The organism is Massilia sp. TWR1-2-2 (genome assembly GCF_049897565.1).
In the GTDB taxonomy this organism is placed as follows: domain Bacteria; phylum Pseudomonadota; class Gammaproteobacteria; order Burkholderiales; family Burkholderiaceae_D; genus JAFCUW01.
Genome location: NZ_JAFCWM010000002.1, coordinates 1 through 23,007, shown reverse-complemented (window position 1 = coordinate 23,007; position 23,007 = coordinate 1). Strand labels below are relative to the sequence as shown.

General features: G+C 65.1%; 23 protein-coding genes, 1 pseudogene and 1 riboswitch. Of the genes and pseudogenes, 10 read left to right on the top strand and 14 right to left on the bottom strand.

The genetic code is table 11. The features are described from left to right. Positions 1 to 398 precede the first annotated feature (398 nt). From ACP7DD_RS02050 to ACP7DD_RS02040, 3 genes are all read left to right on the top strand, one after another. Complete coding sequence (locus ACP7DD_RS02050; RefSeq protein WP_426173021.1) at positions 399 to 758, top strand: hypothetical protein; 360 nt, start codon at positions 399 to 401, stop codon at positions 756 to 758. A 112-nt stretch (positions 759 to 870) separates the two neighbouring features. Beyond that, positions 871 to 1,746: a DUF6920 family protein gene (locus ACP7DD_RS02045; RefSeq protein WP_426173020.1), complete on the top strand. Its 876-nt coding sequence runs from the start codon at positions 871 to 873 to the stop codon at positions 1,744 to 1,746. 77 nt (positions 1,747 to 1,823) lie between these two features. After that, positions 1,824 to 2,273 (top strand): hypothetical protein, encoded by a 450-nt coding sequence (locus ACP7DD_RS02040; RefSeq protein WP_426173019.1) that lies wholly within the window; start codon positions 1,824 to 1,826, stop codon positions 2,271 to 2,273. A 19-nt stretch (positions 2,274 to 2,292) separates the two neighbouring features. Here the strand turns inward: ACP7DD_RS02040 and ACP7DD_RS02035 are convergent, their stop codons facing one another. From ACP7DD_RS02035 to dksA, 5 genes are all read right to left on the bottom strand, one after another. Further along, the gene (locus tag ACP7DD_RS02035; protein WP_426173018.1) at positions 2,293 to 2,493 is read right to left on the bottom strand and encodes a hypothetical protein; all 201 of its coding nucleotides are present in this window, start codon (positions 2,491 to 2,493) and stop codon (positions 2,293 to 2,295) included. A gap of 20 nt (positions 2,494 to 2,513) precedes the next feature. Next, positions 2,514 to 3,854: an ATP-dependent protease ATPase subunit HslU gene (gene hslU / locus ACP7DD_RS02030; RefSeq protein ID WP_426173017.1), complete on the bottom strand. Its 1,341-nt coding sequence runs from the start codon at positions 3,852 to 3,854 to the stop codon at positions 2,514 to 2,516. Positions 3,855 to 3,862: 8 nt separating this feature from the next. Then, positions 3,863 to 4,399 carry an ATP-dependent protease subunit HslV gene (gene hslV / locus ACP7DD_RS02025; RefSeq protein WP_426173016.1) on the bottom strand — a complete coding sequence of 179 codons (537 nt, stop codon included), beginning with the start codon at positions 4,397 to 4,399 and terminating at the stop codon, positions 3,863 to 3,865. 104 nt (positions 4,400 to 4,503) lie between these two features. Further along, positions 4,504 to 5,826: an STAS domain-containing protein gene (locus ACP7DD_RS02020; RefSeq protein ID WP_426173015.1), complete on the bottom strand. Its 1,323-nt coding sequence runs from the start codon at positions 5,824 to 5,826 to the stop codon at positions 4,504 to 4,506. Positions 5,827 to 6,035: 209 nt separating this feature from the next. Then, complete coding sequence (dksA, locus tag ACP7DD_RS02015) at positions 6,036 to 6,488, bottom strand: RNA polymerase-binding protein DksA (RefSeq protein WP_099786873.1); 453 nt, start codon at positions 6,486 to 6,488, stop codon at positions 6,036 to 6,038. Between dksA and ACP7DD_RS02010 the strand changes: the two genes are divergently transcribed. Continuing rightward, complete coding sequence (locus ACP7DD_RS02010; protein WP_426173014.1) at positions 6,487 to 6,798, top strand: hypothetical protein; 312 nt, start codon at positions 6,487 to 6,489, stop codon at positions 6,796 to 6,798. The genes dksA and ACP7DD_RS02010 overlap by 2 nt on opposite strands. 1 nt (position 6,799) lies before the next feature. Here ACP7DD_RS02010 and ACP7DD_RS02005 read toward each other — a convergent pair whose 3' ends face one another. The 5 genes from ACP7DD_RS02005 to ACP7DD_RS01985 all read right to left on the bottom strand — a co-directional run bounded on the left by ACP7DD_RS02005 (position 6,800) and on the right by ACP7DD_RS01985 (position 12,354). Next, the gene (locus ACP7DD_RS02005; protein WP_426173013.1) at positions 6,800 to 7,837 is read right to left on the bottom strand and encodes a CobW family GTP-binding protein; all 1,038 of its coding nucleotides are present in this window, start codon (positions 7,835 to 7,837) and stop codon (positions 6,800 to 6,802) included. A 137-nt stretch (positions 7,838 to 7,974) separates the two neighbouring features. Then, on the bottom strand, positions 7,975 to 8,922 hold the full coding sequence (locus ACP7DD_RS02000) for a tyrosine recombinase XerC (protein ID WP_426173012.1): 948 nt from the start codon (positions 8,920 to 8,922) through the stop codon (positions 7,975 to 7,977). 1 nt (position 8,923) lies between these two features. Beyond that, complete coding sequence (locus ACP7DD_RS01995) at positions 8,924 to 9,586, bottom strand: DUF484 family protein (protein WP_426173011.1); 663 nt, start codon at positions 9,584 to 9,586, stop codon at positions 8,924 to 8,926. 128 nt (positions 9,587 to 9,714) lie between these two features. Then, complete coding sequence (locus ACP7DD_RS01990) at positions 9,715 to 11,055, bottom strand: porin (protein ID WP_426173010.1); 1,341 nt, start codon at positions 11,053 to 11,055, stop codon at positions 9,715 to 9,717. A gap of 234 nt (positions 11,056 to 11,289) precedes the next feature. After that, positions 11,290 to 12,354 (bottom strand): porin, encoded by a 1,065-nt coding sequence (locus ACP7DD_RS01985; protein ID WP_426173009.1) that lies wholly within the window; start codon positions 12,352 to 12,354, stop codon positions 11,290 to 11,292. 434 nt (positions 12,355 to 12,788) lie between these two features. Here ACP7DD_RS01985 and ACP7DD_RS01980 point away from each other — a divergent pair, with 434 nt between their 5' ends. Then, a complete protein-coding gene (locus tag ACP7DD_RS01980; RefSeq protein WP_426173008.1) occupies positions 12,789 to 14,333 on the top strand; it encodes a hypothetical protein in 1,545 nt (514 codons plus the stop codon). A gap of 3 nt (positions 14,334 to 14,336) precedes the next feature. Here the strand turns inward: ACP7DD_RS01980 and dapF are convergent, their stop codons facing one another. The 3 genes from dapF to ACP7DD_RS01965 are packed head-to-tail and all read right to left on the bottom strand — an operon-like array spanning position 14,337 to position 16,952. Continuing rightward, positions 14,337 to 15,200: a diaminopimelate epimerase gene (dapF, locus tag ACP7DD_RS01975; RefSeq protein WP_426173007.1), complete on the bottom strand. Its 864-nt coding sequence runs from the start codon at positions 15,198 to 15,200 to the stop codon at positions 14,337 to 14,339. Between the two features lie 34 nt (positions 15,201 to 15,234). Next, on the bottom strand, positions 15,235 to 16,104 hold the full coding sequence (locus ACP7DD_RS01970) for a lipid A biosynthesis acyltransferase (protein WP_426173006.1): 870 nt from the start codon (positions 16,102 to 16,104) through the stop codon (positions 15,235 to 15,237). Next, positions 16,101 to 16,952 (bottom strand): lysophospholipid acyltransferase family protein, encoded by an 852-nt coding sequence (locus ACP7DD_RS01965; protein ID WP_426173005.1) that lies wholly within the window; start codon positions 16,950 to 16,952, stop codon positions 16,101 to 16,103. The genes ACP7DD_RS01970 and ACP7DD_RS01965 overlap by 4 nt, the downstream gene beginning before the upstream one ends. A gap of 188 nt (positions 16,953 to 17,140) precedes the next feature. Here ACP7DD_RS01965 and metK point away from each other — a divergent pair, with 188 nt between their 5' ends. The 4 genes from metK (at position 17,141) to metF (ending at position 21,161) form a co-directional block, all read left to right on the top strand. Then, positions 17,141 to 18,307 (top strand): methionine adenosyltransferase, encoded by a 1,167-nt coding sequence (gene metK / locus ACP7DD_RS01960; RefSeq protein WP_426173004.1) that lies wholly within the window; start codon positions 17,141 to 17,143, stop codon positions 18,305 to 18,307. Positions 18,308 to 18,393: 86 nt separating this feature from the next. After that, a riboswitch (S-adenosyl-L-homocysteine riboswitch) is annotated at positions 18,394 to 18,458 on the top strand. Between the two features lie 26 nt (positions 18,459 to 18,484). Then, on the top strand, positions 18,485 to 19,900 hold the full coding sequence (ahcY, locus tag ACP7DD_RS01955; protein WP_426173003.1) for an adenosylhomocysteinase: 1,416 nt from the start codon (positions 18,485 to 18,487) through the stop codon (positions 19,898 to 19,900). Between the two features lie 87 nt (positions 19,901 to 19,987). Next, positions 19,988 to 20,338, top strand: coding sequence for a phage holin family protein (locus ACP7DD_RS01950; protein WP_099793262.1), 351 nt, complete (start codon positions 19,988 to 19,990; stop codon positions 20,336 to 20,338). After that, positions 20,328 to 21,161: a methylenetetrahydrofolate reductase [NAD(P)H] gene (metF, locus tag ACP7DD_RS01945; RefSeq protein ID WP_426173002.1), complete on the top strand. Its 834-nt coding sequence runs from the start codon at positions 20,328 to 20,330 to the stop codon at positions 21,159 to 21,161. Before ACP7DD_RS01950 ends, metF begins: the two co-directional genes overlap by 11 nt. Positions 21,162 to 21,562: 401 nt before the next feature. On the opposite strand, the gene ACP7DD_RS01940 is transcribed toward metF, so the two are convergent. Further along, entirely contained in the window at positions 21,563 to 21,958 is a 396-nt protein-coding gene (locus tag ACP7DD_RS01940; protein WP_426173001.1) for a hypothetical protein, read from the bottom strand. 459 nt (positions 21,959 to 22,417) lie between these two features. Here ACP7DD_RS01940 and ACP7DD_RS01935 point away from each other — a divergent pair. Continuing rightward, positions 22,418 to 23,007: pseudogene (locus ACP7DD_RS01935) on the top strand (IS4 family transposase); the annotation flags it as partial.

The window sequence follows — 23,007 nt, the reverse complement described above, 5'->3', positions numbered from 1 at the left end:
TTGCACAAGGCGGTGGCGGTTCCGGCGGGGAGGGGGGACACTTCAGTCATGGCCTGATCGCGGGTGCCCTTGAGGGCGCCCGCTGGCGGCCCCCACCTTTCGCGACCGCAGGATTTAATGCCGATGCCGCGCCGCAGTCTGCCGCTGGCGCTGACGATCACCGTGCACCTGTTGCTGCTGGCGTGTTTCTACCTGGCGCGCCCCCAAGCGCCGCAGGGCGCCGCCGCAGCCCCGCAGCGCTACATGCTGACGCTGGTGCGCCCCACGCTTCCACCGCCTGTCAAGCAAGAAATCAAGAAGCCAGTTGTCCGGACCACGACGCGGCCGCAGCCACTGCCGCCGGTCCCCCGGCGGCGCCGCCGCGCGCGGCTCCTGAAGCGGTCCAGGCCGACGCGCCGGTGCCAGACGCGCTCGCTGCCGCCCCCTACCTCGGCGACCTGGTCGAGCGGGCAAGTAGCGGCGCCGGAAACATCGACCGCGAACTGCGGGCAGGCAAGCCAGTCGCCCTGAGCGCCGACTCGCGCCAGGCCCGCTTCGAGCGAATCATGGCCAGCGCCTACATCGACAAATCGAACACGCTGACGGTGGACCGCTACGAGTCGGGCGAAGGCGTCATCATCGAGCGCCTGCCGCGCGGCGGCAAAAGCAGCTGCTACATGAGCGGCACGGTCAACTTCGTGCCCGGCATCTTGAGCGACAGCAGCACACCGAAGACGCTGACGTGTCCGCCGGCGGGCGAGGGCTGGGCGCGGCATTAGTAGCGTGCATTGTCGGGCGCGGATCGCGCATCAAAATTGAACATTGACCGGCGGGCCGTCACCGCTCTATATTGCAAGTACGCCTCTTCACCGCGCAAGCAAAGGAATTCAAATGACGTGGTTGCTGTGGACCGGGCTGGCTGTATGCCTGCTGGGGGCCGTCGCGGCCGGGCTGGCTGCGTACGGCGCCAGCCGGTGGACTGCGGCTAGCGCGGCACTGACGCGGGAACTGGAGGCGGCCCGGGTCGGCGCGCAGCCGGGCCCGCCACGCGCCACGCGCTACGACGCCGCCGAACTGGCGCTCTTGCCGGCGCCGGTGCAACGCTACTTCCGCGCGGTACTGCAGGACGGCCAGCCGATCATCGCCGCCGCCACGATCGACATCAACGGCACGTTCAACCTGTCCGCCACGGGCGAGCAGTGGAAGCCTTTCACTTCAAGCCAACGCGTTGTCGTGCGCCGCCCGGGTTTCTTGTGGAATGCGCGCATCTCGATGCTGCCAGTGTTGCCGGTACGCGTGGTCGACAGCTACATTGCTGGCAAGGGCCGCCTGCACGCCGCCATCCTGGGCTTGTTCACGATGGCCGACGTCAGCGGCGGTGGCGAACTTGCCCGCGGCGAGTTCATGCGCTTTTTCGCTGAAGCGGCCTGGTACCCGACCGCGCTGCTGCCCAGCCAGGGCGTGCGCTGGGACGCGCAGGGCGAGCGCTCGGCAAACGCCACCATCGTCGACGGCCCGCTCACCCTGACCTTGCTGTTCAGGTTTGGCGATGCCGGCCTGATCGATTCGTTTCGCGCCGAGGCCAGGGGCGCCGGCGTCGGCAAGGAAATGGTCATGCTGCCGTGGGAAGGGAGCTGGTCGAACTACCAGGTGCGCGACGGCATGACCGTGCCGCTCAGCGGCGAGGTGGGATGGATGCGGCCGCAAGGGCGCAGGCCGTACTTCATCGGCACCGTCACTTCGCTCGCCTACGAGTTCGCGCCGTGAGGGCCGGCCAATAACGTCGTCCTCGGGCCCACGCTGGTGGTGCGCCGTTTGGCGACCTCATCTGATAGGATGAACGCATGAAAACACAATCAGCACGAATCGCCGTTATTGCCGCCGCCGCCTTGCTGGCGACGCACGCCATCGCGCAGGAGAGCATCACCGCCAAGGGCGTCGCCGACCTGGAACAGGCCAAGCGCAGCGCTGTCGAGGCGGACAAGGATATCCGCGCCGCCGAACCGCCAGCGCCGCCGCCGGCGCAAAAGCCGCCGGCCATCAGCGGCGGCGAATCGTCGTCGGAGCGCTTCGACAAGGCCGCCGAGGGTGCCTTCAACGACCGCTCCAAGACGCGCACGATCGATCACTACCGCTCGGCCGACGGCGTCGTCATCGAGCGCATCACCTACGCCGGCAAGAGCTATTGCGTCACCAGCAGCACCGTCAACTATATTCCCGGCATCTTGCACGACTCGAGCAAGGCGCGCGAGGTGACATGCCCGCCGGCCAACGCCGGCTGGGTACGCAAATAACCGTCGACCGGTCAACCGCCTAGTCGTCGTCAGCCACCAGCTTGGCCTTGGCCAGCACGCGCTTTTCGGATTGGCGCTGCGCCGTGGCGCCCTTGGCGTGCGGGCCGGCGGCGCGCAGCTTGGCCGCCACCGCGACCGGGTTGCGCGGCTTGCCGAACCGCTGCGACGGTTCGATCTTGACCTGCATTTTCTGGCGCGTAGCCAGCGCCTTGTTCGCCATCGCTTGTTCTCTTCGCCTGCCTACAGCACGTACCGCGACAGGTCTTCGTTCTCGGCCAGCTTGTCGAGCCGCTCGTTGACGTAGTCGGCGTCGATCGACACCACCTGGCCGCCCGATTCGCTGGCCGTAAACGACACTTCCTCGAGCAGCTTTTCCATCACCGTGTAGAGCCGGCGCGCGCCGATGTTCTCGGTGCGCTCGTTGACCGAAAACGCGATCTCGGCGAGCCGGGTGATGCCGTCCGGCGTGAACGTGATTTTCACGTCCTCGGTCGCCAGCAGCGCCTCGTACTGCGTCGTCAGGCAGGCGTCGGTCGAGGTCAGGATGCACTCGAAGTCGGCGATGGATAGTGATTCAAGCTCCACGCGGATCGGAAAGCGCCCCTGCAATTCGGGAATCAGGTCCGACGGCTTGGCCAGGTGAAACGCGCCGGACGCGATGAACAGGATGTGGTCGGTGCGGATCATGCCGTACTTGGTGTTGACGGTGGTGCCTTCGACCAGCGGCAGCAGGTCGCGCTGCACGCCGGCGCGCGAGACGTCGGCGCCGCCCACTTCCGAGCGCGACGCGATCTTGTCGATCTCGTCGAGAAAGACGATGCCGTTCTGCTCGACGTTGGCAATCGCCTTCTGCTTCATCTCGTCTTCGTTGATCAGCATGCCGGCCTCTTCCTCGGCCAGCAGCTTGATGGCGTCCTTGATCTTCATCTTGCGCGGCTTCTTGCGCGCCGCGCCGATGCCGGAGAACATGCTCTTGATCTGCTCGGTCATTTCTTCCATGCCCGGCGGCGCCATGATTTCCATCTGCGGGCCGGCCTCGGCCACTTCGATCTCGATCTCGCGATCGTCGAGCGCGCCTTCGCGCAGCCGCTTGCGGAACGTCTGGCGCGTGGCGTCGCCGTCCTTGGTCTCGCCCGGCGCGGCGGCGACATTGAAGCCGAAGTCGCGCGACGGCGGCACCAGGATGTCGATGATGCGGTCTTCGGCGGCTTCCTCGGCGCTCTGGCGCACCTTGCGCATTTCGCTCGCGCGCGTCTGCTTGACGCCGATGTCGATCAGGTCGCGGATGATGGTGTCGACGTCGCGCCCGACGTAGCCGACCTCGGTGAACTTGGTCGCCTCGATCTTGATGAACGGCGCGTCGGCCAGGCGTGCCAGGCGGCGCGCGATCTCGGTCTTGCCGACCCCGGTCGGGCCGATCATCAGGATGTTTTTCGGCGTGATCTCGTGGCGCAGCGGCTCGGCCACCTGCTGGCGGCGCCAGCGGTTGCGCAAGGCGATGGCGACCGCGCGCTTGGCCTTGCCCTGGCCAACCACGTGCTTGTCGAGTTCGGAAACGATTTCGAGAGGGGTCATGTTCATAGGTGTGCTCAGTCCAGCGTTTCGATGATGTGGGAAAGGTTGGTATAGATGCACAGCTGGCCGGCGATGGTCAGCGATTTCTTGACGATGTCGGCCGGCGCCAGGTCGGTGTTTTCCTGCAGCGCCTTGGCCGCGGACTGTGCATAGATGCCGCCGGAGCCGATCGCGCCGATGCCATCTTCCGGCTCGAGCACGTCGCCATTGCCGGTGATCACCAGGGTCGATTCATGGTCGGCCACCAGCAGCATCGCCTCGAGGCGGCGCAGCATGCGGTCGGTGCGCCAGTCCTTGGCCAGTTCGACCGAGGCGCGCATCAGGTTGCCCTGGTGTTTTTCCAGCTTGCCTTCGAAACGGTCGAGCAGGGTGAAGGCGTCGGCGGTGCCGCCGGCGAAGCCGCACAGCACTTTGCCCTGGTACAACTTGCGCACCTTGCGGGCCGTGCCCTTCATGACGATGTTGCCCAGCGTAACCTGGCCGTCGCCCCCCAGCGCGACTTGCTTGCCGCGCCGCACGCACAAGATGGTGGTGCCGTGAAATTGTTCCATTGTCTGCCTCGTCGTGTACTCACTACCAAACATTGGGGGTGCCGGGCCAGATTGCAAGGCACCGGACGCGGCGGTGACGCCGGCCGGCGCGGTCAGTACTGTGCTCAGTACTTGTGCGGATACAGACGCGCCACTTGCTGGAACCCCATCAGTTTGAACAGCGCGGACACCAAATGGTTCACGTCGCGCAGTTCGATCGTCTTGTCGGCGGCGGCCAGCGCGCGCAGGCGCTTGTGCAGCGCGCCGGCGGCGGCGTAATCGACCCGCGCCAGGCGCGAGCAGTCGAGCACCACCGGCTGGAATTGCGCCGCGTAGGCGTCGATGGCATCGAACAGCGGCGCGCTGGCGCCGTCGATCAGCGCCGGCAGCAGGAAGCGGTCCGAGCGCGACGGCGCCTGCGCGCCGGCGGCGTTGGCGACGTTGGCGGGTGCCTCGAACGACGGCGGCGACAGCTCGTAGGTGACGCAGTAATCCATCGCCGTCTCCTCGAAGTCCTTTTCGCGGTTCATCAGTTGCAGCAGTTCGAGCAGCAGCAGCCACGGCGCCTCGCTGGCGTCGCGCTGGCCGATGGTGATGGTGGCGCGCACCGTCTCGGCCAGCTCGGCGGCGCCGGCGACGATCAGCTCGCGCCCGCCGCCGCGCAGCAGGCCGAGCGCCGCCAGCAGGCGCGCGCAGCCTTCCGGCGTGACTTGCTTGACGCGGCCAAATTCGAGCCGCGTGGCCGGGCTGCTGGTGGCCAGCTCGAGCAGCCGCCCCAGCTGCGGCGCGATCGCCGCGTCGAGCACGGGGCCGAACGACTCGGTCGGCGTGACGCCGGCAAGCGCATGTTCGGCGCCGGCCAGCGGCAGCGGCTGCCAGGTCGGCGGCGACGTTTCGAAGCGGCTGGCGTAGTCGATCGCAATGTTGTCGAACGCGTCCTGCTGGCCGCCGGCCTGGTACAGGTCGAACAGCATCCACCACACGGCGCGCTCGTCGCGGCCGGCCTCGGCCAGGCTGGCCAGCAACATCTGCTCGGCCACTTCAGGCTGGGCGTTGGCGTACATGATGGCGATTTCTTCGATCACCGGCTCGGTGCCGGGGGCGGCGGCGTCGGCGACGAGCTCGTCGGCCAGCAGCTCGGTGGTGGCCAGTTCCAGCAGCGGCAAGGTGTCGGTGCGGGCATCGGCGGCGATCTGCGCTTCGGTGCGCACCGGGCGGCGCGTCTGGCTGCCCCAGGCCGGCTCGGGCTCGTTGAAGATGTCGAACGCCATCGCCGACTCGATGGCGTCGATCTTGGCCGTGGTGGCGCGGGCGATCTCGCGCTGGCGCGCGCGCTCGGCTTCATTGTCGAGCGACAGGCGCGACGGCTCGCCGCTGCGCAGCCGGGTGTCCGGCCCGGCGCGGTCGGGCTGCCCATCTTTTTTCTTGAGGAAGGAGAAAATTCCCACGTCGATTCCTGTGTAGCCAAATTGCCGCTGTGGCGACGCCACCGGCCACCAGCGCCGGCACGGCGCGGCGGGCCGGCGGCTCAAGCGCGGTGCGGTGTTGCCATAGTGTATCCCATGGGCAAGCTATTCGCGCGCACGGCAGCTTCGCCAAAGCAAAAAAGCATGCGACAACGGCGCATGCTTTTCTGGTTCAGCCCGACGCCTTCGGCTCAGTCGCCGTACAGCTTCTGCTTCAGTTCGCGGCGCTGCTGCGCTTCCAGCGACAAGGTCGCGGTCGGGCGGGCAATCAGGCGCGGAATGCCGATCGGCTCGCCCGTTTCTTCGCACCAGCCGTAGTCGCCGCCGTCGATCGCGGCGATCGACTGCTGCACTTTTTTCAGCAGCTTGCGCTCGCGGTCGCGCGTGCGCAGTTCGAGCGCATGCTCTTCTTCGATGGTGGCGCGGTCGGCCGGATCGGGCACGAGCACCGTTTCGCGCAGGTGTTCGGTGGTTTCGCCGGCGTTCTTGAGCAGGTCTTTTTCAAGCTGCTGCAAGCGCGCCTTGAAGAACGCCAGCTGCGCCGGGTTCATATAGTCCTTCTCGTTCATCGCCCGGATTTCATCTTCGGACAGGAGACGGATTTCTGTGGTCGCGGCGGGGGAGGATTTAGTTGTTTTAGTCATGACTTCACTTACCTTCGATACGACAGAGGTTTTCATTTTATCAGCTAACTCGGCCGTTTCATCCGGTTCTGCGCCGGACCTTTCAGCCGAGTTCACTACCTTGGCGGCCTGCTGCGCTGCCGCCTTCTTGTTGCCTGCGCCCGCTTTCGCGGCCGGCCTCGTTACGCCATCCTTGACACTGCCCTTCACGCTTTCCTTCACGCTATCCTTGACGGCCATCCGATGTTCCTCTCGCCGCAACGGCGCGTTGCCATTCGTGGTCCAGCAGGCGCCGCCGGTGCGCTGGCGTGCGATCGTAAAGCCGGGATAGTTTATACCAAACATTGCTCCAAACCTCGGATAAAGACGTCCTGTGGTAAATTTTTGCCAATAAAGACCATTTTGCTGCCACGTTCTTCCGATTCGCCCCATTTTGCGCCGAGGTCGCTGCCCATGATCTGGTGCACGCCCTGGAATACGACCTTGCGGTCGGCGCCGTCCATCAGCAGCACGCCCTTGTAGCGCAGCATGCGCGGGCCGAACACGTTGACCAGGCTGGCGAGGAATTCGTCGAGCCGGGCCGGGTCGAACGGTCGATCGCTCTTGAACACGAAGGCGGCGATGTCGTCGCTGTGGTGGGAGTGATGGTGGTCGTTGGCGTGGTCGTTGCTGTGGTCGCACGCCTCGGTGTGCACGTGCTCGTGCGCTTCGTCGGCCGTCAGGAACGCCGGGTCGATGTCGAGCTTGTCGTTAAGGTTAAAGCCGCGCAGGTCGAGTATTTCCGACAGCGGCGCGCGGCCGAAGTCGGACTGGCTGATCGGCGCGCGCGGGTTGATCCGCTTCAGGCGCGCCGTCAGCGCGGCGAGCTGGCCGGCGTCGACCAGGTCGGCCTTCGAAATGAGGATCTTGTCGGCAAAGCCGACCTGGCGCTGGGCTTCCTCGTGCTCGTCGAGCTGGCCCATCGCGTGGCGCGCGTCGACCACCGTCACTACCGCGTCGAGCAGGTAGTGGGCGCCGACTTCCTCGTCGACAAAAAACGTCTGCGCCACCGGGCCCGGGTTGGCCAGCCCGGTCGTTTCGATGACCACCCGGTCGAAGGCGATTTCGCCGGCGTCGCGCTGTTGCGCCAGGCTCGCCAGCGCGACGATCAGGTCGCCGCGCACGGTGCAGCAGATGCAGCCGTTGTTCATCTCGACGATCTGCTCGACGCTGTCGTGCAGCAAAATTTCATTGTCGATGTTTTCCTGCCCGAACTCGTTCTCGATGACGGCAATGCGCAGCCCGTGCTCCTCTTGCAGGATGCGCTTGAGCAGCGTGGTTTTGCCGGCGCCGAGAAAACCGGTCAGGATAGTGCTTGGAATCAATGCCATGGAGGTGTCCGTCAGGGTGTCCGACAGCGCTGCGGCGCGGCGCGGCGGTAAAAGAATCGAGCGATTATGCCGGATTTCCCTATTTGCTTCCAACTAGCGCGCCCGAGCTTGACGAGGATCAAGCCCAAGAGCTTGCTTTATTTGGCTTTCGCTCGCGGGTGCGCCTGGTCGTAGACGGCCGCCAGGTGCTGGAAATCGAGCGCCGTATAGACCTGGGTCGACGCGATGCTGGCGTGCCCCAGCATTTCCTGCACCGCGCGCAGGTCGCCCGACGACTGCAGCACGTGCGAGGCAAACGAGTGGCGCAGCACGTGCGGATGGACCTTGACGGCGCTGCCGGCCTGGGCGGCGTGGCGGGCCAGCCGCAGCTGCACCACGCGCGGCGACACCCGCGTGGCGCGGTTGCTCAGAAACAGCGCGTTGCCGCCGTCGGCGGCGCTCGGGCGCACCGCCAGCCAGGCCGCGATCGCCGCCGCGGCGTGGCTGCCGACCGGCACCCGGCGCATCTTGTTGCCCTTGCCGGTGACGAGCACTTCGCCGGCGTCGCGGTCGAGCCAGCCGAGCGGGGCAGGGCAGCCCGGTTCCGGCTTGCTCCAGGCGACGTCGAGACCGGCCAGTTCGGACACCCGCAGCCCGCTCGAATACATCAGCTCGAACATGGCGCGGTTGCACAATTCGAACGGCTCGGGATGGTCGCGCAGCGCCGCGCCGCCGGACACCAGCTGCACCGCGGCGTCGACCGACAGCGCCTTCGGCAGGCTCTTGGCGCGGCGCGGCGCGCGCACGCCGTCGACCGGGTTGGCCGCCAGCGCCAGATGGCCCGACAACCATTCGTAAAAGCCGCGCCAGCTCGACAGCTTGCGCGCGATCGAGCGCGCGCTCTGGCCGCGCGCGTGCAGCATCGAGGCGAAGCGGCGGATGTCGGCGTGGACGATCGCTTCCCATGCCGCGGCGCCGGCCAGCGTGTCCAGTTCGAGCAGGTCGCGCCGGTAGGCCGCCACGGTGTGCGGCGACAGCTGGCGCTGCGTGGCCAGCTCGGCCAAGTAGCGCGCCAGCCACTGGTGCTGGGCGGCGCGCGCGTCCATGCTAGGCCCGCAACGCGGCGAGCGCGGCGCTGGCGGTCTCGCCGATGTGGATCAGGAAGTCGGTCGCCATGTCGGCGCCGAAGCGGGCCGGATCGGGCGAGCCGAGGATCAGCAGGCCGAAGGCGCTGCCGCCGCTGCGCAGCGGCAAGATCACGGTCGACTGCACCGCGGCCGCGTCGTCGAGCCAGCGCACCGCCTCGAAGTCGTTGTTGCTGCCGCAATAGGGCGCCAGCAGGCTGGCGGCGAACAGGCGGGCGTCGTCCGACACGCCGTGGGCGAACCACTGCTCGGCGTTGGCCGGCGCCAGGTCCCACAGGCGCAAGGTCGCCTGCGGCACGGCGAACTGCGCGCACAGGCCGTCGACCATCGCGCGCGGCAGGTCGGCGCCGTGGCGCGCCTGCAGCAGCGACTGGGTCCAGGCGTGGAACTTGTTGGCGATGGCGGCGTTGTCCTGCGCCAGGCGGATCAGCTCGCTCATCTGCAGTTCCAGCGCCTTGTACTTGTCGCGCATCACTTCCATCTGACGTTCCTGCAGCGACACGGCCTTGCCCGTCAGCGGACTGGACAGCTTGACCCGACCCAGCAGCGCGGCATGCTGTTCAAAAAACTGGGGATTGTCGACCAGGAATTGGGCGACGGCGGCGGGATCGAGGGTGTCGGTCATTGATTTCTTTGCAAGGGGAATGATTTGTCTGCAATTCTAACTGACGCGGCGCATTGCCGGCCTTCGGCTTGCACGGCGCATAAAAAAAGACGCCCGGCGGGCGTCTTTTCAGGTGCTGCGTGAAACGATCAGAAACGGTGGCGGATGCCGACCTGGACGCCGCGGGTGGTGTCGCCCGGGGTCTTGGTGAAGCCGCCCGGCGAACCGGCAGCGCCAGGGATGTACTGCGCTTCATTGCGGTTCTTGATCATCGCAACGACGCTGTAGATGTCGGTGCGCTTCGACAGGTTGTAGTCGTAACCGATGGCGTACAGGTTGGCATCGCTGTCGGACGCGGTGCGGTCGTTCTGGTGCGCCACCGACGCCATCACGCGGCCGGCGCCGACGCGGTAGTGCAGGCCGACCTGGTAGCTGGCCGCATCGACCTGGCTGTTTCGCGCGATGTTGGTCAGGAACACGTTGCGCAGGCCGTTGCCGAGGGCGGTGGCGGTGGCCGCGCCCAGAGGCGCCAGCTGGGCAGCGACGCCTGGCGCGATCGCCCCGTTGTACGCGGCGGTGTAATCGGCCAGCAGCACCGAGTTACGGTTGCGCTGGTCGTGGTAGCCGGCGAAGAACTTGAACGCGTCCATCGTGTAGGAACCGCCGACGGTGGTGGTGACCAGGCTGACGCGGTCGCTCTGATCGTAGCCGCGGTTGTGCGCCAGGCCGACGTCGAGGTTGTTGGCCTTGTAGGTGACGGCCGCGCCCATGAACTTGTTGTAGCGGCCGAGGTAACCGGACTGCTTGCCGCCGTACATCAGCGACGCGCCGATGCCCGTTGGGGTGACGATACGGTACTGGATCGACTTCTGCGACCGGATATCGGCGCCGAGCGAGGTGAAGCCGGCGGCGCCGCCGGTGATGCCGCCCCAGGTGCCGGCGGTGCCGCTCTCGAACACGTCGGCCGCGGCGAATACTTCATAGCCAGGGGTGTACATGCGGCCGAGCAGGATCGCGCCGCCCGGGGTGATCAGGCCGACCATCGCGGTGCGGTCGAAAATGGCGCCTTCCGGATTGACGGCGGCCGAACCGCGCACCTGCAGGCCGCTGCGGATCTGCTGCAGCAGGCCGGCCGACAGCGCGCCGCCGGTAGCGCCCAGCGGGGTCAGCACGGTGGAAAAACCGGCGCCCATGCCGCGCGTCAGGTACAGGCCCTGCTCGTCCGACAGCAACGTCGGCTTTTGCGAGCCGGTGTCGAGTTCGACGCGCGCTTCCAGATTGAAGATCGCCTTGTAACCGCCGCCGATGTCCTCGGTGCCACGGAAACCGATACGCGAGCCGTCGGCGATGCCGCTGACCACGCGCAGGGTCTGCCCGCTTTGTTTCATCAGGCCGGCGTCGGCGATACCGTAGACGGTCACACTCGACTGCGCCATGACGGGCAGGGCGAAACAGGTAGCGATTGCAGCGGCGATGAATTTTGTTTTCATTGGATCTCCAAGGATTATTATTTATTTGGTAAAAAAACGAACGCACGTACTAATTGGCCTTCATCAATATGCCATCGTTCCTGTTGCTTGTACAGAAAGGCGGCGCATCCAGGTGCCAACGGGTTGCGTAAAAGACACAATGTGCGTCGGGTCAATGATGGAACAAGGGCGAGGATGGTTGCCCATGCTCGCCCTTGGTGTCGTTCACGTCAGCAGGCCGAAGCCTGCGGCCGCTTAGAACGCGTGGTTGACGCCGACGTCGTAGTGGTTGATCTTGGTGGTGACACCAGGAGTAGCCAGGTTGACGTTAGCTTGCTTGCGCGATGCATCGACGTACAGGTACGTACGCTTCGACAGGCTGTACTCGTAACCGAGCGAGAACTGCTTGGTCTTGGCGACGCCGTCTGGCGACTTCTGGCCATAACCGGCCAGGAACTTGCCTGGGCCCATCGTGTAGTTCGCGCCCAGAACCCATGCTTTGGTCTTTGGGTTAGCCAGCACGGTGGTAGCGCGGTCTTGACGGGTGTACGAACCCATCAGCTTGAGCGAAGGCGACACCATCATCGAAGCGGCAGCCGACACCAGCCTGTGCTCGACGGCGTTGCGCTCGTAAGCGAGCATCGCGGCAACTGGACCGTTCTTGTAGGTACCCGACACCGAGAACGGGTTCACTGGTGCTTCGAAGTTCGCTGGGAACTGTGGGAAGGCAGGCGAGCCGCGGCCGACGAATGGCGCATTGTTGTTCGCTTCTTTGGTCGCAACGGTCGTGTTGATCTGGAAACCGCTGAATTCTGGCGAGTTGTAGAACAACGCGTTCGAGAAACGGTTGGTCGAGTTGCCGACCAGGCCGAGTGGATCGGAGGTGTAGCCAGCGACGGTCAGGTCGGTCTGGAAGCCAGCTGGCGAAGGCACGCCATGGAACGGCTCGAACGCGGTGCTGGTCTCCTGGAAGGCGGTCAGGCCACGGCCCAGACGAACCATACCGAAGTCACCTTGCAGGCCGACGCGGCTCTGGCCCTGGAACAGCGGACGCTGAACGCCGTTGGCGCCCTGCTCGATGGTGCCGGTGTCCGGCTCGTAACGGATTTCCAGTTGGAACAGCGCTTTCAGGCCGTTGCCCAGATCTTCCGTACCTTTGAAACCGAGGGTGTTGTTAGCGCGCTTGCCAATTGCCAGCGTCTGGTCCGTACGCTTGATCATGCCAGCGTCGACGGTACCGTAAATTTGAACCGCCGATTGTGCGTGTGCAACGCCGGCGAATGCGCCCAGAAGTGCCACGGCCAAAAGTGATTTTTTCATTTAGTAGTCCTTAAAAAGTAAATCGGGATGATCCGTTGAGCATTGAGACTTGTATTTGCTGAACACTCGGATGTGGTGAACCTTAATTGCTAGTTGCCTCAAGATTGCCGGATTGGTCAATTATGGGGGCTAGCCTTGGTGGAAAGCCAATAAATCGAACTTGGCTGTTGTATTTTTGAAACGCGGCAATACTGTCGCGGCCCCAAATCTGTGCGTATTAGCAACGTTGCGCACCGGCCCGGTGCGCCTGCTTGCGCGTTTGCGCAAACGCAGGAAAGCAGGGGAATCGGGACGCCGCCGGCGCCGCCCTCGCTTAGACTGTGCGGCGCACCGGGCGGCGTCGGCGGCATCGATTTCACCGCTGTTGTATATTGTCCGGCGGGCGTCGACCGCTGCTGCCGCACCCTTTTCAATCTTTCTGAAATGCATTGTCGATGGCAAATCGTGAAGAACTGAGCATCATCCGCGCCGCCCGCGCCGGCCAGGCCGACGGCCAGCTGGCGCTGGGCAAGCTGTATTTGCTCGGCAGCGCCGGCCTGCCGCTGAGCTTGCCGACGGCGCTGCACTGGCTCGAGCGCGCCGCCCAGCAGGGCAGCGCCGAAGCGTGCGCGCTGATCGGCGCCAACATCCCGTTCGAAGTGGCGCGCCGCAGCGACCGTCCGCTGGCGCAGTGCTACCAGCTGGCCAGCGATGCCGGCGTGGCGCGCGCCGGCCTGGTGCTGGCGCAACTGGTGCTCGGCGACGGCGCCGACGCCGCCGCGGCCGGGCCGGCCGGGCGCGCCCGGGCGCTGGCGGCGCTGGCCGCCGCCGCCCAGGCCGGGCTGGCCGAGGCGCAGTCGCTGCTGGCGCGCCAGCCGGGCGGCGCGGCAACACTTGGCGCGCCTGGCAATAATTTGCTTGGCAGCCACGGGCAAGCCGGCGCCGCGCCGCCGCGCGCGCAATCGGCGCTGCTCGACGCCGCCTGGGCCGCGGGCCAGCGCGACCTCTACCTGCAACGCGCGCTGCCGTTGGCGCGCGCGCTGGTGCTGGACGCCGACACGGCCGCGGCGCCGGCGCTGAGCGCCGCCGACATCAAGCTGCTGTCGCGCTGCGCCCGCGCGCTCGACGGCGCCGCCGGCTCGCCCGCCGGCGAGCGCGAACTGCGCCGCGTTCGCGAGCTGGCCGCCGCCGGCCACGACCGCCACGCCCAGATGGCGCTCGGCCTGTGGTGCGCGCGCATGCAGGCCGACGGCACCCGTACCGCCGTCGGCGCCGGCTCGGCCAACTTCAAGAAGGCGATCCGCTGGCTGACCATGGCTGGCGAGCAGGGCCTGGCCGAAGCGTGGTACGCGCTGTCGCGCATATATATAAAGCCGGAATTTTCTCAGCGTAACGTGCTCGACGCCCACCGCTACCTCGAGCGGGCCGCCGAAATGGGCTACCGCGACGCCCAGCTCGAGTGCGGCAACGCCGCCTGGCGCGCGCGCCGCGAGAATGAAACCAACGATGTGCGCGCGGTGTACTGGCTGCAGAAAGCGGCCGCCGGCGGCTGCGCCCGGGCGGCATCGGCGCTGCGCAAGATCGCCCCGCACGGCGTCGCCGGTGCGTTGACCGGCACGCCGGCGCTGGCGGTGCGCGCCGAACGCGCCGGCCACCCGCTGCTGGCCGCTCGCCTCGAACTGGCGGCGCTGTTCCACTTGAGCCGCGCCGAAGCGTTGCTGCTCGACGTCAGGTCCGCCGACCAGGGCCACTGCGTGGTGGTCGACATCCGCGCCAGCTACGGACGCAGCAAGCGCCGGCTGGTGCTGGTCGACACGGTGCAGCAGCGCCAGGCGCTCGACCGCATCGGGCGCGTGTTCGACCATGTCGATTGCGGCTCCGGCGGCCCGGAAGGAAACTACCGCCAGCGGCTGTACCGGCTCAAGACGCTGGGGACGGTCGCTGTCGCGGCGCCGCGCACGGGCAACGCGGGCGGCCAGCGCTACGACCTCGCCGCGTAAGGTTTATACCGTCACTTCGCCGTCGAACACCGTCACCGCCGGCCCGGTCAGGTACACCGGCGCCGCGCCGCCGGCCCACGCGATCGACAGTTCGCCGCCGCGCGCCGACACCCGCACCGGCGAATCGAGCAGGCCGCGCCGGATACCGGCCACCACCGCCGCGCACGACCCGGTGCCGCAGGCGAGCGTCTCGCCGGCGCCCCGTTCGAACACGCGCAGCCGGATGTGGCCGCGGTCCACCACCTGCATGAAGCCGGCGTTGACGCGCTGCGGAAAGCGCCGGTGATGCTCGATCAGGGGGCCGGTCTGCGCCACCGGCGCCTGGTCGACATCGTCGACCACCTGCACCGCATGCGGATTGCCCATCGAAACGACCGAAAACAGCAGCGTCTGGCTGCCGCCCGGCTGCGCGATCGACAGCGGCCACAAGGTGTCATCGCCTTGCGCTACACCGGCCAGGCCGTCCGCGTCGAACGGCACCGCTGCCGGCGCCAGCCGCGGCGCGCCCATGTCGACGGTGATGCTGCCGTCCGCTTCCAGGCGCGGCGCGATGATGCCGCTCATGGTCTGCACCCGCAGCGCGCGCTTGTCGCTCAGGCCCTTGTCGGTGACGAACTTGACGAAGGCGCGCGCGCCGTTGCCGCACTGTTCAACTTCGCCGCCGTCGCTGTTATATATGCGGTAACGGAAGTCGCAGCCGTCGGTGTCGCTCTTTTGCACTATTAAGATCTGGTCGGCGCCGATGCCGAAGCGGCGGTCGGCCAGCCGCGCCCATTGCTGCGGCGACAGGTCGACCTGCTGGTTGACCGCGTCGACGACGATGAAGTCGTTGCCGGCGCCGTGCATTTTGGTGAATTTGAGTTTCATGGCAACCAGTATATCGGCTAAAGGCAGGGCTTACTTACTTCGCGTACGGCGACACTTCGCCCTCCGGCCGCGTCTTGTAGCGCTTGTGCGTCCAGAAGTATTCGGCCGGCGCCTCGCGCACGCGTTCTTCGATGAATTCGTTCATGCGGCGCGCCGCCGCCACCACGTCGTCGCCCGGGTAGTTTTCCCACGCCGGGTAGAACTTTACTTTCCAGCCGCGGTAGTCCGGCAAAAACGTCGCCACCACCGGGATTACCTTGGCGCCGGCCGCGGCCGCGATGCGCCCCGGCGCCGTCAGCGTGGCTGCCGGAACGCCGAAAAATGGCACGAAGGGCGCGTCCTTGTCGCCGAAATCCATGTCCGGCAGCATGAAGTAAGGCAGCCGGTCGCGCATCGCCCGCAGGATCGGCTTGATGCCTTCCTGGCGCGAGAACAGCTGCACCGGCCGAAAGCGCGAGCGGCCGCGCCGCAGCACCTCGTCGAAGGTGCGGTTCTTCTGCTGCACATAGATCGAGCACAGGTTTGTTTCCAGCATCACGGCCACACCGGCGACATCGAGGCACACAAAATGCGGGCACAGCAAGATGACCGGGCCGGCCTCGATCGCCGCCAGCGGCACCGCCGGCTCGACCTTGATCAGCCGGCGCAGCCGGGCCTTCGGCGCCCACCACAGGATCGCGCGCTCCCACACGCTGCGCGAATAGGCCTGGAAATGCTGGCGTGCCAATGTCACCCGCGCCGCCTCGGAAAGTTCCGGCATCGCCAGGCGCAGGTTGGTCAGCGCCACATGGCGGCGCGCGCGCAGCACCAGGAACAGCAGGCTGCCGACCGCCTCGCCGAAGCGGCCCAGCACCGGCAACGGCAGCCAGTGCAGCAGCCACATCACGCCGAGCAGGGCCTTCATGCCGTCACCTGGGCGTCGGGCGCGGCCACGCCGTCGGGCTGCTTGTAGCGGTTATAGCTCCAGAAATACTGTGACGGGCAGCGCGCGATCAGCTGCTCCATGGCGCCGTTGATGGCGCCGGCCTGCTCGGCAGCGCTGCCGGCCAGTTCGCCGTCGAACGGCACGAAGCGCACGATGAAGCCGGCGCCGCGCGCGCGCCGTTCGGCGTACACCAGGATGACGGCGGCGTTGCCGATCTGCGCCAGCTTGGCCGGCAAGGTCATCGTGTAAGCGCTGCGGCCGAAAAACGGCGCCCACACGCCTTCGCCTTCCTGCGGCACCTGGTCCGGCAAGATGCCGATCGGCTGCCCCTTCTTGAGCGCCTTGGCGAGAATGCGCACGCCCGACAGGTTGGCCGGCGCCAGGTGCAGGTTGTGGCGCGCGCGGGCGCCTTCGATCAGCGGCTTGAGTGCCGCTTTTTTTGGCGGCCGGTACATCACCGTGAGCGGCGTGCGCAGCGCGATCTGCTGCGCCGTCATCTCGAAGCAGCCCAGGTGGGGCGTCAAAAAGACAATGCCGCGGCCGGCATCGAGCGCCCCCTGCACGTGTTCCCAGTTTTCGACGACGGCGTGGCGCGCCACCCGTTCCGGCTGCGCGCACCAGACGAACGGCAGCTCGACGATCGCCTTGCCCGATTCGGCCACCGCCCGCGCCAGCTCGCGTCCGTAGCCGGCTCCTTCCAGGTTGGCGCGCAGGCGCCGCCGGTACGACGGCGACCCCAGGTACACCGCCCAGCCGAGCGCGGCGCCGAAAAAGTGCAGCAGCGGCAGCGGCAGGGGCGACAGTAATCGAAACAGGAGCACTAGCATGGGCTTGATAAATGTTCAGATTCGGCGGGTTGCCCAGCCAAAATTTCGTAAGGAGCGTAAAATACCACGTTGAAGGATCCGCCGAGTTAATAGACAACTTGCGAAGCGGAATATAAATGTCGCTAAAGCGTCGCAGGCGAAAGCCCTTACTGCGACAACAACTTTGTTCAACAGTAATGGGAGCCAGAATGTCCAACGAATACCTCTTTACCTCCGAATCCGTGTCCGAAGGTCATCCGGACAAGGTCGCCGACCAGATCTCCGACGCCATCCTCGACGCCATCCTCGAGCAGGATCCGACTGCGCGCGTCGCCGCCGAGACGCTGTGCAACACCGGCCTGGTGGTGCTCGCCGGCGAGATCACGACCCATGCCAACGTCGATTATATTCAGGTCGCGCGCGAGACCATCAAGCGCATCGGCTATGACAACACCGAGTACGGCATCGACTATCGTGGCTGCGCCGTGATGGTCTGCTACGACAAGCAGTCGCCCGACATCGCCCAGGGCGTTGACGAAGGCGCCGGCCTCGACCTTGACCAGGGCGCCGGCGACCAGGGCCTGATGTTCGGCTACGCCTGCGACGAGACGGCCGAGCTGATGCCTGCCGCCATCCATTACGCGCACCGCCTCGTCGAGCGCCAGTCGCAGCTGCGCAAGGATGGCCGCCTGCCGTGGCTGCGCCCGGACGCCAAGTCGCAGGTCACCTTGCGCTACGTCGACGGCCGCCCGGTCGCGGTCGACACCGTCGTGCTGTCGACCCAGCACGCGCCCGAAGTGAGCCACGCCCAGATCGAAGAAGCGGTCATCGAAGAAATCATCAAGCAGGTGCTGCCGCGCGAATGGCTGGTCGGCACCCGCTACCTGGTCAACCCGACCGGCCGCTTCGTCATCGGCGGCCCGCAGGGCGACTGCGGCCTGACCGGCCGCAAGATCATCGTCGACACCTACGGCGGCGCAGCCCCGCACGGCGGCGGCGCCTTCTCCGGCAAGGATCCGTCCAAGGTCGACCGTTCGGCAGCCTACGCCGCGCGCTACGTCGCCAAGAACGTCGTCGCCGCCGGCCTGGCGCGCCAGTGCCAGGTGCAGGTCAGCTACGCCATCGGCGTGGCCAAGCCGATCAACATCACCGTCTACACCGAAGGCACCGGCGTCATCTCCGACGAGAAAATCGCCCAGCTCGTCATGGAGCACTTCGACCTGCGCCCGAAAGGCATCGTCCAGATGCTCGACCTGCTGCGCCCGATCTACCAGAAGAGCGCCGCCTACGGCCACTTCGGCCGCGAAGAGCCCGAGTTCACCTGGGAGCGCACCGACAAGGTCGCGCTGCTGCGCGCCGAAGCCGGCTTGTCGTAATTTGCAACACCTCCCGGGTCTGACCCGTCCGGGGTCTGACCCGTATTTTGGGTCAGACCCTATCACATACCTGTGATAAACTCTTTCATTCCGAGGAGCGTTGCGACGAATTCATTTTCGCCAGGCTCGGACTACACTGCGCTCACGTTTCTTTTTTCTAACTGAAAGGAGGGCGTGATGAACGCCGTACTCAAAAGCATCAACGACTACCACATCGCCGATATCAGCCTGGCCGCATGGGGTAACAAAGAAATCAGGATCGCCGAGACCGAGATGCCGGGCTTGATGGCAATTCGCGAAGAATTCGCCGCCAGCCAGCCATTGAAGGGCGCGCGCATTACCGGTTCCTTGCACATGACCATCCAGACCGCCGTGCTGATCCAGACGCTGGAAGCACTCGGCGCGCAGGTGCGCTGGGCGTCGTGCAACATCTACTCGACCCAGGACCACGCCGCCGCCGCCATCGCTGCCGCCGGCACGCCGGTGTTCGCCGTCAAGGGCGAAACGCTCGACGAATACTGGGACTACACCCACCGCATCTTCGAGTGGCCCGGCGACGGCGTCTACTCGAACATGATCCTCGACGACGGCGGCGACGCCACCTTGCTGCTGCACCTGGGCACGCGCGCCGAGACCGACAGTTCGGTGCTGAACAACCCAGGCTCGGAAGAAGAGATCTGCCTGTTCAACTCGATCAGGCACCACCTGGCGAAAGACGCCACCTGGTACTCGAAGCGCCTGCCGGCCATCATGGGCGTGACCGAAGAGACCACCACCGGCGTGCACCGCCTGTACCAGATGCACAAGGACGGCAAGCTCGCCTTCCCGGCCATTAACGTCAACGACTCGGTCACCAAGTCGAAGTTCGACAACCTGTACGGCTGCCGCGAGTCGCTGGTCGACGGCATCAAGCGCGCCACCGACGTCATGATCGCCGGCAAGGTCGCCGTCATCGCCGGTTATGGCGACGTCGGCAAGGGCTCGGCCCAGGCCATGCGCGCGCTGTCGGCCCAGGTCTGGGTCACCGAAATCGACCCGATCTGCGCACTGCAGGCGGCGATGGAAGGCTTCCGCGTCGTCACGATGGATTACGCTGCCGAGCACGGCGACATCTTCGTCACCTGCACCGGCAACTATCACATCCTGACCGAGCAACACATGCTGGCCATGAAAGACCAGGCCATCGTCTGCAACATTGGCCACTTCGACAACGAGATCGATGTCGCATCGCTCAAGAAATACGAGTGGGACAACATCAAGCCGCAAGTCGACCACGTCATCTTCCCATCGGGCAAGCGCATCATCCTGCTCGCCGAAGGCCGCCTGGTCAACCTCGGTTGCGGTACCGGTCACCCGTCGTACGTGATGAGCTCGTCGTTCGCCAACCAGACGATCGCCCAGATCGAACTGTTCGCCAACATCGACAAGTACCCGGTTGGCGTCTACGTGCTGCCGAAGCACCTCGACGAAAAAGTGGCGCGCCTGCAGCTCAAAAAGCTCAATGCGCAACTGACCGAACTGACCGATGAGCAAGCCGCTTACATCACGGTCAGCAAGGAAGGTCCGTACAAGCCGGATCACTACCGCTATTAATTAGTCAGTAGTACTGCAATACCGCCGGGCGCCGCCATGCCGCGCCCGGCATTTCTATCAGACAAAACACAACAACAAAAGGACCCCATGCGCCTGTTACTGACCTGGATTATCAACGCCGCCGCCCTGATGGCGCTGCCTTATTTGATGAGTTCCGTCACCGTCACCAACGTCGGCGCCGCGTTGATTGCCGCCCTCGTGCTGGGGCTGGTCAACACGCTGATTCGTCCCGTGCTGGTGCTGCTGACCTTGCCGGTGACGATGCTGTCGCTGGGCCTGTTCATCCTCGTCATCAACGGCTTCCTGTTCTGGGGCGTGGCGCAACTGGTCAGCGGTTTCCGCGTCGACGGCTTTCTGTCGGCGATGCTCGCCGCGATTGTCTACAGCGTGATTTCCTGGGCCCTGTCCACCTTACTGTTGCGAAAAGATGGAAACTAATAACTTCAGCATCGAGTTCTACCCGCCGAAAACGGCCGAGGGCGCCGACAAGCTGCGCGTCGCCCGCGCCAAGCTGGCCACGCTCAACCCGAAGTATTTCTCCGTGACGTTCGGCGCCGGCGGCAGCACCCAGCAGGGCACGCTCGACACGGTGCTCGAGATCCTCGCCGAAGGCCACGCCGCGGCGCCGCACCTGTCGTGCGTGGGCGGCTCGCGCGAAGCGATCCGTGGCATCCTCACGCAGTTCAAGTCGCACGGCATCAAGCGCCTGGTGGCGTTGCGCGGCGACCTGCCCAGCGGCTACGGCGGCGGCAGCGAACTGCGCTACGCCAGCGACCTGGTCGAATTCATCCGCGCCGAAACCGGCGACTGGTTCCACATCGAAGTGGCAGCCTATCCGGAGATGCACCCCCAGGCGCGCTCGCCGCAGGACGACCTGCAGAACTTTGCCCGCAAGGTGCAGGCTGGCGCCAACGCCGCCATCACCCAGTATTTCTACAACGCCGATGCGTACTTCCAGTTCGTCGATCAGGCGAATAAGCTGGGTGTAGACGTGCCGATCGTCGCCGGCATCATGCCGATCACGAACTACACGCAGCTGATGCGTTTTTCGGACATGTGCGGCGCCGAGATCCCGCGCTGGGTGCGCCTGAAGCTGGCCAGCTTCGGCGACGACACGGCATCGATCAAGGCTTTCGGTCTGGACGTCGTGAGCGAGCTGTGCCAGCAGCTGATGGAAGGCGGCGCGCCGGGGCTGCACTTCTACAGCATGAACCAGGCTGGGCCGACGACGGAATTGTGGAAGCGGCTGACCAACAGCTAGTGGCCGCGTTTGATAGTGTCGCAGCGGGGCCGCAATCCGCTGCGGCCGCCTAGAGTTCAGCGCATAACCTCGCAGCGTTCGTTATTTCTTGAACTGAAAAGTGGAGTGTGCCTTGCGCTCGATGGCCGCTGAGATCACAGATTGTGATCTGAAAGCTCCACTCTGCTGCGTCGAGAAGGAACATGAGTCGCTCGGAAGAGGTCGACATCACGCATGACTGCCTTCCCCAAGACACTGGCAGTGACATGCAGGTCGGCATAGATTCTACCGTGAGCGTCTTCGTCAATGACAAACGGGCGCAACTGGTCCAGGAAAAAAGTTGTGCTGGCAAAGTGTTACGTTCATTTCCATTGGAAGCCTCCGGCGAGGCCGGTCAATCTGGCCGGGCTCCCATGGCTACCCTACGCCTCGTGGATCGGAATCTTCTTAGCGATGAAGCCTAAGGTAGATACTTGGAATTGAGTGAACCCAAGTTCCACGAACGGCGCTAACGAGACTTCGTCGATACCTACCCCGACAACTGTGAGCTCGTCGTACGCTGGAGTTTGCGAGCATTCATCGTGATGCTCATCCAAGCTTTGCACGATCCTTTCACAGGCCGTTCGCGGCGACTCGTTCCCCCTCAGTGGAAAGAATGTGATTGAATCGGGTGCGTTCCCCGCGCTCCGAATTTTCTCAACAACGGTTCTATTTTGAGCACTCTCAACAATCCAGAGGGGCATGCCGTCGGTTAGAAAAAAGTCCGTCTCGCTTAGCTTAGGATCCAGCACTAGAACGACTTGACTGTTCTTTTTCATGTTCTATGGTTTCCTTCTTTTGGGCCACGGAGATACAGGCATACCAGGACCTCGTTTTCCATTCTCCCAGTTATGCCCATGCGGCGCCCCTTGTCCATGATCATGATCGTAATCAATGTCATATTGAGGCCTGCCATCGGGACCGTACTTCCGTTCTTGCCCACTACCAGGATTAACGTGAGTAGAGTCAGGCTCACCTATATTTGGTGTTTTATCTTGCGCATACCAGTTCTTTGCCTTATCTGCAGCATCAATACATGCCTTCGAAGCTGCCTGGGCGGCGTCACGAATCGCGCTTTTACAGGCTGGCGACATAAGGCAGGCCATTGCGCCCCCAATCCACCCAAGTTATCATTTAATGTGCAGTTAGATGGTTTATTTTCAACGTAGACACAAAAACACTTGACATCAATTTAGAAGCGCGGCCTGCAGTGTGAATTTTTGATTCTACTGCTCGCCATGTCCGTTCTGACCACCTTGTTTCAAGACTTCGCCGCCCGACTATGCTCGACAGAATTTCTCCACGACGCCCGCCATTCCGATCATCCGACGGCGTTTTCACGCTGTCGCAAATTGCCGTTGCCGACGTTGGTCGCCATCATGCTGACGGGCATGCGCATGAGCATTCAAGCCGAGCTGGACACCTTCTTCGCCCATCTGCGCCAACAAGCTCAGTTGGTCCACGAGGTGTCCGAGCAGGCGTTCTCTCAAGCACGCGCCAAGCTGTCGCTGACGGCCATCCCCCGGCTCAACGACTGGCTGATCGCGCGCGCCGAGCAGGATCGGTTTGTGCCGCGCTGGCGCGGTCTGCGCCTGGTCGCCGCCGACGCCTCGACGCTACGCTTTGGCCTGCGCGCTAGCCATGTCAAACGCGCCGCCATCGCCGATCAAATCCTGTTCGGCATGTTTTTACCGGGACCCGATCTGATGCTCGCCGCCTCCCTGCACAGCGTCCACGAACGCGGCGAACGGCAGTTTCTGTTCGAACATCTCGACCGGCTTTCCCCGGGCGATTTGCTGCTGCTCGATCGCGGCTATCCCTGCCGCTG

Coding starts and splice junctions, on each gene's coding strand:
- hslU (WP_426173017.1), bottom strand. CDS start 3,854: ATGAACATGACCCCTCTCGAAATCGTTTCCGAACTCGACAAGCACGTG.
- metK (WP_426173004.1), top strand. CDS start 17,141: ATGTCCAACGAATACCTCTTTACCTCCGAATCCGTGTCCGAAGGTCAT.
- metF (WP_426173002.1), top strand. CDS start 20,328: ATGGAAACTAATAACTTCAGCATCGAGTTCTACCCGCCGAAAACGGCC.
- ACP7DD_RS01970 (WP_426173006.1), bottom strand. CDS start 16,104: ATGAAGGCCCTGCTCGGCGTGATGTGGCTGCTGCACTGGCTGCCGTTG.
- ACP7DD_RS01940 (WP_426173001.1), bottom strand. CDS start 21,958: ATGAAAAAGAACAGTCAAGTCGTTCTAGTGCTGGATCCTAAGCTAAGC.
- ACP7DD_RS02035 (WP_426173018.1), bottom strand. CDS start 2,493: ATGGCGAACAAGGCGCTGGCTACGCGCCAGAAAATGCAGGTCAAGATC.
- ACP7DD_RS01980 (WP_426173008.1), top strand. CDS start 12,789: ATGGCAAATCGTGAAGAACTGAGCATCATCCGCGCCGCCCGCGCCGGC.
- ACP7DD_RS01965 (WP_426173005.1), bottom strand. CDS start 16,952: ATGCTAGTGCTCCTGTTTCGATTACTGTCGCCCCTGCCGCTGCCGCTG.
- ACP7DD_RS01985 (WP_426173009.1), bottom strand. CDS start 12,354: ATGAAAAAATCACTTTTGGCCGTGGCACTTCTGGGCGCATTCGCCGGC.
- ACP7DD_RS02010 (WP_426173014.1), top strand. CDS start 6,487: ATGACTTCACTTACCTTCGATACGACAGAGGTTTTCATTTTATCAGCT.
- ACP7DD_RS02005 (WP_426173013.1), bottom strand. CDS start 7,837: ATGGCATTGATTCCAAGCACTATCCTGACCGGTTTTCTCGGCGCCGGC.
- dksA (WP_099786873.1), bottom strand. CDS start 6,488: ATGACTAAAACAACTAAATCCTCCCCCGCCGCGACCACAGAAATCCGT.
- ACP7DD_RS02040 (WP_426173019.1), top strand. CDS start 1,824: ATGAAAACACAATCAGCACGAATCGCCGTTATTGCCGCCGCCGCCTTG.
- ahcY (WP_426173003.1), top strand. CDS start 18,485: ATGAACGCCGTACTCAAAAGCATCAACGACTACCACATCGCCGATATC.
- dapF (WP_426173007.1), bottom strand. CDS start 15,200: ATGAAACTCAAATTCACCAAAATGCACGGCGCCGGCAACGACTTCATC.
- ACP7DD_RS01950 (WP_099793262.1), top strand. CDS start 19,988: ATGCGCCTGTTACTGACCTGGATTATCAACGCCGCCGCCCTGATGGCG.
- ACP7DD_RS02045 (WP_426173020.1), top strand. CDS start 871: ATGACGTGGTTGCTGTGGACCGGGCTGGCTGTATGCCTGCTGGGGGCC.
- hslV (WP_426173016.1), bottom strand. CDS start 4,399: ATGGAACAATTTCACGGCACCACCATCTTGTGCGTGCGGCGCGGCAAG.
- ACP7DD_RS01995 (WP_426173011.1), bottom strand. CDS start 9,586: ATGACCGACACCCTCGATCCCGCCGCCGTCGCCCAATTCCTGGTCGAC.
- ACP7DD_RS02000 (WP_426173012.1), bottom strand. CDS start 8,922: ATGGACGCGCGCGCCGCCCAGCACCAGTGGCTGGCGCGCTACTTGGCC.
- ACP7DD_RS01990 (WP_426173010.1), bottom strand. CDS start 11,055: ATGAAAACAAAATTCATCGCCGCTGCAATCGCTACCTGTTTCGCCCTG.